At 48.6% G+C, this 13091-nt stretch carries 12 protein-coding genes; 8 read left to right on the top strand and 4 right to left on the bottom strand.

What is annotated here, in order from left to right; genetic code table 11:
* Window positions 1-50: 50 nt before the first annotated feature.
* The 6 genes from AAC022_RS06490 to AAC022_RS06465 all read left to right on the top strand — a co-directional run bounded on the left by AAC022_RS06490 (window position 51) and on the right by AAC022_RS06465 (window position 5707).
* Entirely contained in the window at window positions 51-1472 is a 1422-nt protein-coding gene (locus AAC022_RS06490; RefSeq protein WP_339729210.1) for a UDPGP type 1 family protein, read from the top strand.
* A gap of 5 nt (window positions 1473-1477) precedes the next feature.
* Entirely contained in the window at window positions 1478-2557 is a 1080-nt protein-coding gene (locus AAC022_RS06485; protein ID WP_339729208.1) for a mannose-1-phosphate guanylyltransferase, read from the top strand.
* Entirely contained in the window at window positions 2541-3029 is a 489-nt protein-coding gene (ruvX, locus tag AAC022_RS06480; RefSeq protein ID WP_339729206.1) for a Holliday junction resolvase RuvX, read from the top strand. Before AAC022_RS06485 ends, ruvX begins: the two co-directional genes overlap by 17 nt.
* Window positions 3030-3116: 87 nt before the next feature.
* Complete coding sequence (locus AAC022_RS06475) at window positions 3117-3980, top strand: hypothetical protein (RefSeq protein WP_339729204.1); 864 nt, start codon at window positions 3117-3119, stop codon at window positions 3978-3980.
* 310 nt (window positions 3981-4290) lie between these two features.
* Complete coding sequence (locus tag AAC022_RS06470) at window positions 4291-4755, top strand: hypothetical protein (protein WP_339729202.1); 465 nt, start codon at window positions 4291-4293, stop codon at window positions 4753-4755.
* Between the two features lie 172 nt (window positions 4756-4927).
* Window positions 4928-5707, top strand: coding sequence for a class I SAM-dependent methyltransferase (locus AAC022_RS06465; protein ID WP_339729200.1), 780 nt, complete (start codon window positions 4928-4930; stop codon window positions 5705-5707).
* 82 nt (window positions 5708-5789) lie between these two features.
* Here the strand turns inward: AAC022_RS06465 and pyrH are convergent, their stop codons facing one another.
* The 3 genes from pyrH to rpsB form a co-directional block, all read right to left on the bottom strand.
* Complete coding sequence (pyrH, locus tag AAC022_RS06460) at window positions 5790-6551, bottom strand: UMP kinase (RefSeq protein WP_339729198.1); 762 nt, start codon at window positions 6549-6551, stop codon at window positions 5790-5792.
* Between the two features lie 113 nt (window positions 6552-6664).
* Entirely contained in the window at window positions 6665-7501 is an 837-nt protein-coding gene (gene tsf / locus AAC022_RS06455) for a translation elongation factor Ts (RefSeq protein ID WP_339729195.1), read from the bottom strand.
* A 155-nt stretch (window positions 7502-7656) separates the two neighbouring features.
* The gene (rpsB, locus tag AAC022_RS06450; protein ID WP_339729193.1) at window positions 7657-8412 is read right to left on the bottom strand and encodes a 30S ribosomal protein S2; all 756 of its coding nucleotides are present in this window, start codon (window positions 8410-8412) and stop codon (window positions 7657-7659) included.
* A 363-nt stretch (window positions 8413-8775) separates the two neighbouring features.
* Here rpsB and AAC022_RS06445 point away from each other — a divergent pair, with 363 nt between their 5' ends.
* Together AAC022_RS06445 and AAC022_RS06440 are read left to right on the top strand one after the other, a co-directional pair.
* Window positions 8776-10680 (top strand): GTPase, encoded by a 1905-nt coding sequence (locus tag AAC022_RS06445; protein ID WP_339729192.1) that lies wholly within the window; start codon window positions 8776-8778, stop codon window positions 10678-10680.
* 96 nt (window positions 10681-10776) lie between these two features.
* A complete protein-coding gene (locus AAC022_RS06440; protein WP_339729190.1) occupies window positions 10777-12600 on the top strand; it encodes a GTPase domain-containing protein in 1824 nt (607 codons plus the stop codon).
* A gap of 27 nt (window positions 12601-12627) precedes the next feature.
* On the opposite strand, the gene AAC022_RS06435 is transcribed toward AAC022_RS06440, so the two are convergent.
* The gene (locus AAC022_RS06435; RefSeq protein ID WP_339729188.1) at window positions 12628-13029 is read right to left on the bottom strand and encodes a thioredoxin family protein; all 402 of its coding nucleotides are present in this window, start codon (window positions 13027-13029) and stop codon (window positions 12628-12630) included.
* Between the last annotated feature and the right edge of the window lie 62 nt (window positions 13030-13091).

The following is a 13091-nucleotide window of genomic DNA, read 5'->3' as shown; positions in this document are numbered from 1 at the left end:
TGCAACTGAACGGGAGCCTTAAACCGATACTACCAGGGAACCAGATAAGCATGAATTTATCCAAGTCCTTTCCCGAGGATCTTTATCACAAGTTGGAACAACACCAGCAAACGCAACTGTTGCACTGGTGGGATGACCTGAATGATCAACAGCGGACAGAATTAACGGGTCAAATCCAACAAATCAATTTTGAGCAGATCCAACGCCTCTATTCTTCCAAGGGTTCATCGACAACAGAAGAATCACCGGCACAGAAAGCAGAACGTGCGACCCGTCCCGGGACCGTCGTTCGACTGCAGGATCGAACCTCTTCTGCTGCGGAATCGAAGAGCCCCATTCAAGCGGGTAACCAGTTGCTCTCAGAAGGAAAAGTCGGTGCGATCCTTGTCGCTGGCGGCCAGGGTTCGCGGCTGGGTTTCAGCCATCCTAAAGGCATGTATCCCGTTGGCCCGGTCAAACAGACGTCTTTATTCCAGATGCTTGTCGAGCAGTTGATTGCCCGTGCAGACAAAGCGGGCAAACCGATCTGCTATTTCATCATGACCAGCGACGCCACGCACGATGAAACGGTGGAGTACTTCCAACAGCACCAGAACTTTGGATTGGCGGAAGAGAATCTGCATTTCTTTAAACAGGGAACCATGCCGGCCGTCGATGCGAAGTCGGGCGAGATTCTGCTCGAAGAAAAGCACCGCATCGCCGTGAGTCCAGACGGACATGGTGGGACGCTGGCCGCCCTCAAAAACTCAGGAATGTTTGAGGTGATGCAAGCGCAAGGGATCGACACGCTCTATTACCACCAGGTTGATAACCCCACCGCCATTGTCTGCGATCCGGAGTTCCTCGGTTATCATTTGCAGCGCAATGCCGAGGTGTCCGTCAAAGTCGTTTCCAAACGTTCGCCTGAAGAAAAAATGGGCATCGTATGTGACGTCGATCAGAAAACACAGATCATCGAATACAGTGATCTCCCGGTACCCATCGCAGAGCAAACCGACGAGGAAGGAAACTTATTGCACTGGGCCGGCAGCACTGCCATTCATGTTTTCAATCGTACATTCCTGGAGCAAATCGCCAATAATGACGACCTGCTGCCGTTTCATCAGGCTAATAAAAAAGTCCCATACATTGATTCCTCAGGTGCGCAGGTTTCCCCCACGGAGCCCAACGCGATTAAATTTGAACGGTTTATCTTTGACGTCCTGCCGGTCGCCGATACCGTTTTGGTTTATGAAATCGATCGTCAGCGTGAATTTAACCCACTCAAAAACGCAGACGGAGCCGATTCGCCCGAGACAGTGCACGCCGCACTCTGCCGAATTTATTCCGAGTGGCTTGCTGACTGTGGCGTCGAGATTCCGGAGGGAACAGACGTCGAAATCAGCCCACTGTTTGCGTTAGATGAAACGGAATTAAAAACTAAAATTGCTTCCGATGCGCAATTTACATTCCCCCTCTATCTCGGAGAATGAATCGTATGCTTCACACGGTTGTCATGGCGGGGGGAAGTGGTACTCGATTCTGGCCTCAAAGCCGAAAATCAATGCCCAAACAACTGCTGAAACTCGTGGGTGACCACACCATGATTCAGGATACTGTCACCCGCTGCACGCAGCTCACGAATCACCAACAGATCTGGATTGCCACCAATCACAGGCTGGCACAGGAAACCCACCGCCAGTTACCCGATGTTCCACAAGACCAGATTCTGATCGAGCCTGCACCTAGAAATACGGCCCCCTGCATCGGACTGGCGGCGATCCACCTCTTAAAATCCGATCCTGAAGCGGTCATGCTCGTCGTCTCTTCAGATCACATCATTCAGCCCGATGCGGGTTTCATCAATACAGTCAATCAGGCAAACACGCTCATCGATGCAAAGCCAGATTCCCTGGTCTTGATTGGTGTTCCCCCGACGTATCCGGCCACCGGCTATGGATACATTCAGTGTGGTCCCACATTAGATTCCGATATCGTCCACGGATTTCAAGTAGCAGAGTTCAGAGAAAAGCCCGATTCCGAAACAGCACAACACTATTGTGACAGCGGGAACTACCTTTGGAATTGTGGCATCTTTGTCTGGAAAGCGCGCACGATTCTCGATGCCCTCGCCCGGTTTGAACCGGAAATGCACACACAGTTGCTGCAAATTTCCGACGCGATTGGAACTTCGCAATACGAAACCGTGCTCAATCAGGTTTTCCCGGCGATGAAATCAGAGTCGATTGATTATGCCGTTCTGGAACATGCGAAATCGAACCTTGCTGTGATTCCCGCCGAGTTTGAATGGGATGATGTAGGGAACTGGAATACGCTGCAGAAGTATTTCCCCGCCGATGCAAACGGCAATACCGTCATCGGACTGCACTGCGGACTGGAAACGTCAGATAATATCATCATTTCCTCAGGCGATCATCTGGTCGCAACATTCGGAATCGAGAACTGTTTGATCGTGCATACTCCCGACGCTACGCTGATGGCCCGTAAAGATGATGAAACCGCCATCAAACAATTAGTGAACCAGCTTGAGGAGTGTGGCTATGAACGATTCCTCTGAACCAAACCAGCCGTTCGATGCGGAATATCCTGCCGAAGGCCGCCTGCTGGGGCTCGACTATGGCACCAAACGGATCGGTATTGCGATCTCCACATTTGAACAAAACATCGCCAGCCCACTGGAAAATTACACCAGACAAAGCGAACCGCTGGATCAGAACGTTCTGTTGAAGATCATCAAAGAATATCAGTGCAAAGGCCTCGTCGTAGGTCTTCCCGTGCATATGAGCGGTGATGAAGGCCAGAAAGCGAAAGAAGCACGCCAGTTCGGAAATTGGATCAGTCAATTTGCGCAAATCCCGGTCCGGTACTGGGACGAACGTTACTCGTCCGCAACCGCCGAGGAATTTCTGGCCAACTTGAATATGAGCCGTCAAAAGCGAAAGGCTTATCTAGATAAACTTGCGGCTCAAATTATCCTACAGTCCTTCCTGGACAGTCCGGATCGAAACCAAATTCCCGGATCTTTTTGAACCGTTTGCGTGAGGTATCCGGTATAATATCTCAAAGAGTGCACCTCTCGCTGAATTACAATAACCCATCAATTCGAACGAGCATCGATGAAGCAACTGCCCCTGGATCGTGAAGAATATATCGAACAGGCCTATTTTTTCCGCAACTATCGTGAGCGCCTGGAAGATTCCGTTCCTTCGCAGGTGATCCTGGCTACGATAAACGAAGAAATTCTTGCCACGACGAAATTGCCGATGGCCATCGACTTTCTAAAAGGCGAATTGCTGCTCACAGGGCGTATTTCAGACGGAATGGAAAAACTCTCCCATTATTTCACGCCGTTTCAGACATTTATCCTTCATAACGCGGAAGACGATAAATCCAAATTCGATCAGAAAACCGGCTTAATAATCCTGGAACGTGAAGCGGAGTACCGTTCAGAAACCCCTAGTAGCGCCGGGCTATTTATCTATCAGTTTGAGTGCATCGCCCGCAATAGACTGGGCTACCACACAGGTCTGACTGCGATCTCAAAAGACACCCTCTACAATGACGACTGGTCCAGCTGGATTCGTAAACTCAAGATCCAACTTGGAGCTGTCGACTTCGCTGATCTGCTCTATTTTCAGTCTGAGCATTTTGTGGATGAGCGACGCAGGGTTCCCGGAAATGAGCAATTTACCCCTCAATATCCCATCTTATTCAGTAAACAGGATGGCCGCATCGCAAAGGCGAATCACGACCGCGATCCTCTCTATATGTTTGCAGCGTTGCAACGACAACTAGGCTATCCTAAAGTCCCCCGTATTCTACCCCAAAGCGATAAGTCTCTATTTCACCCTGCTTTAGAATCGCGTTTACATAAGATCGAAGCACGACTTCAACTGATCGATGCAGAATTAAAAGGGAGTATTGACCTGAATAAGCTAGACGTAAAAAATCTGAAATTTGACGATGAGGGACTGACATAAGAACCAAAAACTGTTCGCCCGTTCCCATTGTATGCATTTTCTTAAATATGACTTGCCAAATCACCATTGATTCCCATAACATAGAATCTTGTCCCACCTGCTGAATAAGCAAGAAACCCACCAAGTAAGAGCTGACTGAAAAAGTTGGCCGATTCTCGAAATATTAACTTGTTAACTTTGTTGACTTCACACACAGGAGGTAACATCCCACCAGCTTTTGATTATCCCACCTGAATGAACAATCAAACGCCTTAATTTCCCACCCCTTTCCTACACCCACCTTTAGTAGGACACCAAGAAAGGCTCATCAATGTCTAGCATTACAATCGACGCTCCCGAAGCGCGTTCCGCCTATCCTTCTAAGACCGTTTCTGCAAAAAAGAACTATCAGGCTGTTATCAAAATATCTGTCTGGATATTAGGTACGATCATCTTTTGCCTGGCAATGGTTGATTTTTACGCACAGACCTATGCCAATGAAACCGGATTTGCCCTGCAAAGCATGAAGGATGAATTACTCGAGGTCAACAAGGACCTGCGAATTTCGGATATTGACCAATATGTCGTGGGCTCCCCCACTGTTCAAACCCGTCCGGCGGATAAGTACACACATATTTGCAAACAAATGAAACAGTATACCTGGAAAGGGTTTTTCAAGACCTATTCGATCTCGATCTATCTTGGACTGGGCAACAATCCCTCGATTGACTTTGTACATTGCCAAGGTGATACCAAAGAAAAGCCAACCAGCCTGACCTCGATTTTTCCCAAATAAACAGGCAGGTCAAAATTGCCAAACATGCTTCGAGTTGAACATCAGCCTTGTGCAGGATATAACATCTGCACAAGGCTTTTTTAATGAGCGTTTTCGCAGTCAGAGAATGCGTATGACAACAACCCAGTTCGATCAATAATATCGATACGACACCAGACAGTTAGAAAGAAAAATGGAAACGATCAAAGGACACCTCTACGATTATCCGAAATATTATGATCTGATTTTTGGTGATGACTGGAAGGCTGAATTTGACTTCTTACAAAACTGTTTTGAAAAACACGCTACCAGAAAAGTAAAACGCATCTTTGAACCCGCCTGTGGTACCGGGCGGCTGTTGATCAAACTGGCACAGGCTGGCTATAAAGTGGCCGGCAACGATCTGAATGAAAACGCCATCAATTACTGCAATGATCGCCTGGAACGGGCGGGCTTTTCCAGGTCGGCTGTCATCGGCGATATGTCCGACTTCAAACTCAAAAAACCCGTTGATGCGGCATTCAACACCATTAACAGCTTTCGACACCTCGCTTCAGAGAAAGCTGCAGAGAACCACTTGAAGTGTGTGGCCGACGCGCTCGCACCTGGTGGACTTTACGTTCTGGGACTGCACCTGACGCCAACGAAAGGCGAACCGATGCAGAGTGAAAGCTGGTCCGCACGCAGAGGCAATCTTGCGATCAACTCGCATATGCAATCGATCTCGACTGATCTTAAAAAACGCAACGAACATCTCGAGATGACGTTTGATGTCTATACACCAACCCGTCAGTTCCAGCTGTTTGACACGATGGACTACAGAACTTACACCGCGTCCCAGTTCGATGCACTGCTGGCGAAAGTTCCTGAACTGGAATTAGTGGAACTCTACGATTTCATGTACGAAATGGACTTCACGATTGAAATCGATGCTCAGACAGAAGACGTCGTGTTTATCTTACGCAAGAAATAAAGGGGCGCAGACTGCCGTCTGTGACATCCCCTGTTAAGCAAGCCCTGTTAAGCAAGAGAGCCCGCTCTGCGTATGGCCCGGACTAAGCCTGAGACTCAACCTTCGGCAGCACACGCGTTCCGATATTTTCGCCGGCAACCGCTTTTTCGATATTGCCCACTTTGCGGAAATTAAATACCAGAATGGGAATGCCATGCTCCATACAATGGTGCAACGCCTGCGCATCCATGACCTGCAAATTCTTATGCAGGACATCCTGGTAGCTGATCTCAGAAAACCGCACGGCATGTGGGTTTTTCTCTGGATCATCAGAATAGATGCCGTCCACCTTTGTCGCTTTCAACAGAATATCGGCGTCAATCTCACGGGAGCGTAATGCAGCCGCGGTATCGGTGGTCACGAAAGGACTCCCGGTTCCCGCAGCCAGAATCACAACACGTCCTTTTTCCAGATGCCGGATACAACGCCTGCGAATAAAGGGTTCGGCAACGCCTTCCATGCGAATGGCCGTCTGTAAACGCGTTGGGACCCCCGCCATTTCCAGAGCATCCTGCAGCGCCAGACCGTTAATTACCGTCGCCAGCATTCCCATATAATGGGCTGTCGCCGGATTGATCGCGCCGCTTGAAGAAGAGAACTGCTTACCTCGCAGAATGTTTCCACCACCGCAGACAATCGCCAGTTGAACTCCCGAATCGACAACGCGCTTGATCTGAGCGGAAATCGATTCCAGTTCAGACATACTGATGCCGCCTTCCCCGTCACGACAAAAGACTTCTCCACTCAACTTGAGCAGAACACGCTGAAAAGCAGGCTTAAGCAAAGGGGCGGGAGAATTAGTCATCCGTGGAAGCCTCAATATCAGGAAGGTTTTAATAAAGTATGAGAATGAAATGTTCTGAATATAAAAAAACGCACGCGCGCCAATAGCACGCATGCGTCTCTAGCTTAAAATGATTATTCGCCAATCGTCCAACGAGTGAACGAAACCGCTTCCAGCCCTTTTTCGGCCAAAGCCTGGCTGACAGTCTTAGAATCATCAACAGCGAACGGCTGATAAACCAATACGCCCTGTTCAACAAAGAACGTTTTCATCCGGCCATCAACAATCTTCTCAATGATGTTATCCGGCTTGCCAGTCGCTTTCGCTTCGGCAACCAGACGATCCCGCTCTTCTTGAATTACTGCAGGATCGAGCTGAGATTCATTGACGGCGGCTGGTTTCAAAGCGGCGATATGCATCGCTACACCTCTCAGCAATTCTGTATTGGCTGTACTTCCTGCAGCCTGAAACAAGACGCCTGTTTTACCATCGTGATGAACATAGCCGCCGGTAGGGCCTTCTGAACGAGCAATGCGTGAAACGACGATCTTTTCACGGATCTTGTTAAGCATGTCCATGAAATCATCGTTGATTGTTCTTCCGGGAGACTTTTCGGAAGGAAGTGCCAGTAACTCTTCCACCGTATTGACTCCAGGATTGGCAAGAAGTAGTGCAGCACAGGTATCCGAAAAGCTGACCAGATCTTCCCCACTGGCAACGGGTGCTGATTCACAGACCATTTCCAGCATGACTGTCTGTGCCCCATCATCGTTCGAAAGTACTACAATCCGGCCCTCTGTGGTGGCGTTATCGCTACGCTTCAACTGGATTTTGCCAGCTTCTTCACGCAGAATATCAATTGCTTTCTCCTGATCCCCATCTGCCTGTTGTAATGCTTTTTTACAAGCCATCATGGGTAAGTCAGTAAGCTCACGTAACGCTTTCACGGCTGCCGCTGTAATTTCAGCCATCTCACTAATCTCCTTTTAAAGCAATTTCGAGATGAATTGCTTTGAAATGATAATCCAATTTGATTGTTATGTTTCAACGCGAGTCTGCTGACCTGAGAATCATCCCCTGTCAGCAGACATCACGGTTATCACTAATATATGTTTTGACGAATGGCTTACAGTGAAGGAACTGGCTTGTGTTCTTCTTCTCCGCTATCACTACCTTCATCTTTTTTACCAGTATCAGGCAGCTGACCTTTTCCTGCAAGAATGGCAGATGCCAGCTGATTCATAACCAGACGAATTGAACGGATACTGTCGTCATTTCCTGGAATCGGCAGATCCACTTCGTCGGGATCAGAGTCTGTATCGATCAGACCGACAACCTTGATGCCCAGGATATGTGCTTCATGGACGGCGTTCTTTTCTTTAGTCGGATCAACAACCACCAAAGCTTCTGGCAAACGGTTCATCGTACGAATCCCGTTCAGGTTGCGGAAGACTTTTCGCTTTTCACGCTGCAGAGTGGATTGCATCTTTTTGGAATAAGAATTGATTTCGCCAGTCTCTTCCAAGGCTTCCAGTTCTTCCAGTCGCTTCAGACGATTACGCACAGTACGGAAGTTGGTCAAAACACCACCCAACCAGCGTTCGGTCACATAAGGCATGCCACTAGCAGTGGCCGCTTCTTTGATTGGTCCCTGTGCCTGCTTCTTGGTGCCGACAAACAGAATCAGACTTCCCTGAGATGAAACACGTTCGAGGTAACGTTTACCGCGGATAATTCCACGTACGGTTTCTTTTAAGTCAATAATATGAATCTGGTTACGACGTCCGTAGATGTAAGGACGCATTTTGGGGTTCCAACGACTCGTTTTATGGCCGTAATGTACACCCGCCTCTAGAATATCTTTTACTACCAGATCTGACATTTGCAAACTCCTCTTTGTGAAAGGGCACATGACCTTCTAAGGGCCACGTTCTTAAATAATTACAATCAATAGACTTAACTACTGAAGGCGTCGAACGCGATCAACAAAATCGCTGGGCGCATTTCAAGCGAAAAACACTCAAAAGTGCGGCTGGATGGATCCTATCGGAGTTAATTACGCCCGTCAAACCTTGCGACCGTTAATTCATTGAATTGAATCGAATTTGAAGTCCCAGAACAGATCAATTGGGCTCATCCTGAATGGAATGAATCGATATACTCGAATTTCGTCGATTCGCTCAAGAAACGACACGCCGATACGAATCTGACATTGTAACTTCATTACTCCCAATTTCAGTGAAATATGTCATCTACACTTCACGAATTCTCAAAAATCATTCACCAGCTCAGAGACAATCTGCGTGCGCTCGAACAGCATACAAACCAGCTTGATCTGGCCGGACTCAGAGGTCGTGAATGGTTTGATATCTTAGAACGAAAATTGATCCCTCAACTCGACGACAATCTGTATCTGGTCGTCGCCGTCGTGGGTGGCACTAATATCGGAAAAAGTGTCGTTTTCAACCATCTGGTGAATCAGCAAACCAGTGCCATCAGCCCCCTGGCATCTCAGACAAGACACCCCGTCTGTCTGGTTCCCCATAATTTTGAACAAACACACGATTTGGTTCAAATTTTTCAAGGCTTCCAGCTGATCCAATGGTCTTCCCCAGAAGATCCGCTGAAACAGGACGAGCAACACTTGCTCTTCTGGAAGCACAGCGAAACCCTGGCTTCGAACCTGCTCGTACTGGATACTCCCGACATCGACAGTGATGCGGAAGTCAATTGGGAACGCGCGGAACGCATCCGGCAATCGGCGGATGTTCTGGTCACGGTACTAACGCAACAAAAATACAATGACGCCGCAGTAAAACAATTTTTCCGTGAAGCAGCGCGGGAAGACAAAGTCATCATCACCATCTTCAACCAGTGCCAGCTCCCGGACGATGAACAATATTGGCCTCTCTGGCTAAACACCTTCTGTCAGGAAACCGGAGTTCACCCCGAACTGGTCTTCATCGCCCCGAATGACCGCCAGGCCGCGAACAGCTTACAGCTCCCGATTTACCCCCGCTCATTTGAACCAGTGTCCCCCGAAACCACGTCTGAAATCAATTCGGAGGCCCCTCCTGCAAACACACCTGCCAATTTAATGCAGGTTCTATCACAAATGCAGTTCGGTGAGATCAAAGTACGAACATTAAAAGGCGCCCTGCATTATCTGATTGAACCCGACACGGGAGTTCCCAGCTACCTCCAGGAAATCAAGCGACGCAGCAACGAATTCCGCTCAGCATCGGAATTACTCTCCGAACAGGAACTGGCGGAAATTGAAAACTGGCCGCTGGTACCAAACACTGTCATTGTGTCTGCTGTTCGCCAGTGGTGGCAAGAACAACGCGAAGGCTGGTCGGCTCAGGTCCATGGTTTTTATAACACGATCGGCAAGGGAGTTCTCTGGCCTGTGCGCTACATCAAATCTCTCACAACAGATGAGAAGCGCCCCCCGATGGAGATCTACCGGGAGCAGGAATGGTCTGTCGTTTTACAAACCGTCGAAGGAATTTATGACCGCCTGACTCTGGTGAGTGAACTCGGAAACGAGCTCTTAACCAATCGACTGAAATCAATCTTAAATGGTACCTCGCGCGAGGTACTGTTAAGGATTCTGCATGAGGAACACGCCAGCTTCGATTTCACAGCACAACTCGAAGAACTGATCGACAGTGAAATGACGTTTTTCAAAAGCGATAGCCCCCAATATTACACGTTCCTGAAGCAGCTCGACCAAATTGCAGCGGTGGCACGTCCCGCATTAAGCGTGGGCCTGTTTTTTGTTGGTTTTGGTGCTGTCGGCGATGTCGGGACGCAAATTGTCACAGACACGATGATACAGTCGGTCGTCAATGTCAGCGGCGATGTCGCAGGAGGCGCCGTGACAACCACCGTGGGAGAGACAGCCGTCAGTAGTACGGCCGCAAGCGGTGCTGGATACCTCGAAGCGAAATTTCGAAGATTCCACGCCGTCTTTGCCCAGAAACGAACTGAATGGCTGGCCACAGCGATTCGAGAACATTTATTGAAAACACTTCCGGAAGAACTAAAATCAGCGGTAAACCTGCCGGACTCCGAGGATTTTCAGTCCGTTCAAAACTCAGTCTCAATGTTAGAAGAGCAGCTCAGCCAACTACGGATCTCACTATAAAACAGATCGTACTTTTCAGTCATTGTTGAGAATATCAGAATCAGTAAACCATTCTCAGCCCAGACAGAAGTACTTATGACAGGAAATCAGTCCCGAATGCCTACATCGGAATTAGCCCAAATTGAAATGCTGGCAACGGTAGATCGTTTAATCCAGCAACTCAAACGGTGGAGTGAGCAGTCAACCAATTGGAAAACCGCCCAACAGTGCCAGGCGGTGATTCAGCAGCTACTTCCCCGGCTGGACATGCTGCGCGTGCGTTTGGAATCACCACTGGTGATTGCTACCTTCGGCGGGACCGGAACCGGAAAAAGCAGTCTGGTGAATGCGCTGATTGGTTCGTATTGCACTACATCGGGCAGACAACGTCCCACCACAATGGAACCAGTGCTCATTGCCCATCCCGAAACCGACCTTGATCGGCTGGGCTTGGATCTGAGTCAGTTTCATGTCGAACAGAAAAATCTCGACCAACTTCGTAATATTATTCTGATCGACTGCCCCGACCCCGACACGTCTGAAGCCACCGAAATCGAAAGCAACCTGACCCGCTTGCAACATATTGTCCCCTTGTGTGATATTCTGCTCTATACATCTACACAACAAAAATATCGATCGGCGCGCGTTTCCGAAGAGCTGAAAGAAGCGGCTGTCGGGCGACGTTTAATTTTCGTGCAAACACACGCCGGCCTGGATGAAGACATTCGCGAAGACTGGAGAGATTTACTTTCACAGCAATTTGAGGTGCCGGAAATATTTTTCGTCGATTCGGTCAAGGCTCTGGAAGACCAACTGGCAGATCGACCGCTGGAAAAAGAGTTCGCCAGTTTAAAGGAGATCCTAAGCACGCAACTGGGGAAATCAGAACGCCTGCAGGTCCGCCGCGCCAATCTGCTGGAATTAATTCAGAATGCCATCGACCACTGTTCTCATAAAATTGATTCCGCCCTGCCTGCAGTGCGCGAATTGGAAACATTCCTGAAACAACAGCATCTCGCGCTGACTGCGCAGATGTCGCAGGAACTCCGGACAGAACTGTTAGTCAGCCGCAACCTCTGGGAACGACGATTAATCTCCTGCGTTTCCGATTCCTGGGGCTTCAGCCCCTTTTCGGCAATGCTCCGCCTCTACAATGGTTTAGGAAATCTGATCGCCTCCGCCAGCCTGTTCCGGGCAAGAAATTCTGCCCAGGTTGCATTGATTGGTGCCCTTCAGGGCGTGCGCTGGATTGGCGAGCGAAATCAAGCACAGTCCGCCGAAGATCGCCTGAAACGAATTGGCTCGTTCGGCCTGGATGACAACAAACTCAGAGAATCTCAATTACTCATCGATGGCTACGTTCAGTCAGCAGGTCTAGTGACACACCAGGATCACCTCTCCGGCTCCCTCGAGAAAATCCAGACAGAAGCTGCACACGTCGAAGAACAGTTTCTGAATGATGCGGGCTCCAAAATTGATGGCATCATCAACCGACTGGCACATAAAAATTCGGGCTGGTTCACTCGGGCCCTCTATGAAACACTCTTTCTTTCTCTGGTGGTTTATGCCCTGCTACGGATTGGGAAAAACTTCTTCTATGATTCATTTCAGAACGAATCCCACATCCTGCCGATTGATTTTTATGTGACCGCCGGCGTCATTTTCCTGATCTGGTCAGGCTTTCTGGTGATGATGTTTACCCGGAAACTGAAACGGGGACTCTCACAGGAAATCTATCAACTGTCAGATGATCTTGCACAAGCGAAATTAGCTCATGGACTGTTTCCACATCTGGAACAGGAATGCCAGCAGGTTTATTCAATGCAGCATTCTCTGGAGCGAATGGGAGGCGAAGTGCATCAGTTGCGCAACGAAATTGCCTCATCCAAAATCCTGGGAGCCTGGAAAGTCACAGAGCCGACAACAGGTGCCGGCTCGTAAAGCTTCACATCTATAATCGCAATCAGCTTATTTACGATTATAGAACATCTCAGCAATGCTATAAGCATTGAGGGCACCCGAGCGGTTCACTTCTTTACCATCGATTATCAAAACCAACGTCGGTAAGGATTGCACATTATATTTATCTGATAGCCCCTGATGCTGATCGACATCGACCACACGAATATGACTCGATTTCTTCGCACCAATTTCCCAGTTCTTTGCTTTCAATGCAGGGAACTCATTATCCTTCAACTGCACACAAGCCGGACACCAACTGGCGGTAAACAGTAGAATTTGATGTCGGGAAACATCCTGTTCGATTCTGAACAAGTTAACTACGTTCTCAGGTAGTTTGGGGACTTCCACAGTCTTCATCGGTGCCAGCGAAAGCGACAGCACCAAAGTTACTGGTATTAGTGTATTCATTCTGTTCCATTACAATTGTGAAAAAGACATTTCCAAATGTTATTTACAATTCTTCACTACGA

This window comes from uncultured Gimesia sp. (assembly GCF_963976445.1).
Lineage (GTDB): Bacteria > Planctomycetota > Planctomycetia > Planctomycetales > Planctomycetaceae > Gimesia.
This window is presented reverse-complemented; position numbering and strand designations above follow the sequence as displayed.

What these genes read in the sequence shown, in the direction of transcription:
- AAC022_RS06465 (WP_339729200.1), top strand. Translation starts at nt 4,928, where the DNA reads ATGGAAACGATCAAAGGACACCTCTACGATTATCCGAAATATTATGAT.
- ruvX (WP_339729206.1), top strand. Translation starts at nt 2,541, where the DNA reads ATGAACGATTCCTCTGAACCAAACCAGCCGTTCGATGCGGAATATCCT.
- AAC022_RS06470 (WP_339729202.1), top strand. Translation starts at nt 4,291, where the DNA reads ATGTCTAGCATTACAATCGACGCTCCCGAAGCGCGTTCCGCCTATCCT.
- AAC022_RS06445 (WP_339729192.1), top strand. Translation starts at nt 8,776, where the DNA reads ATGTCATCTACACTTCACGAATTCTCAAAAATCATTCACCAGCTCAGA.
- AAC022_RS06440 (WP_339729190.1), top strand. Translation starts at nt 10,777, where the DNA reads ATGCCTACATCGGAATTAGCCCAAATTGAAATGCTGGCAACGGTAGAT.
- AAC022_RS06490 (WP_339729210.1), top strand. Translation starts at nt 51, where the DNA reads ATGAATTTATCCAAGTCCTTTCCCGAGGATCTTTATCACAAGTTGGAA.
- AAC022_RS06475 (WP_339729204.1), top strand. Translation starts at nt 3,117, where the DNA reads ATGAAGCAACTGCCCCTGGATCGTGAAGAATATATCGAACAGGCCTAT.
- tsf (WP_339729195.1), bottom strand. Translation starts at nt 7,501, where the DNA reads ATGGCTGAAATTACAGCGGCAGCCGTGAAAGCGTTACGTGAGCTTACT.
- AAC022_RS06485 (WP_339729208.1), top strand. Translation starts at nt 1,478, where the DNA reads ATGCTTCACACGGTTGTCATGGCGGGGGGAAGTGGTACTCGATTCTGG.
- rpsB (WP_339729193.1), bottom strand. Translation starts at nt 8,412, where the DNA reads ATGTCAGATCTGGTAGTAAAAGATATTCTAGAGGCGGGTGTACATTAC.
- AAC022_RS06435 (WP_339729188.1), bottom strand. Translation starts at nt 13,029, where the DNA reads ATGAATACACTAATACCAGTAACTTTGGTGCTGTCGCTTTCGCTGGCA.
- pyrH (WP_339729198.1), bottom strand. Translation starts at nt 6,551, where the DNA reads ATGACTAATTCTCCCGCCCCTTTGCTTAAGCCTGCTTTTCAGCGTGTT.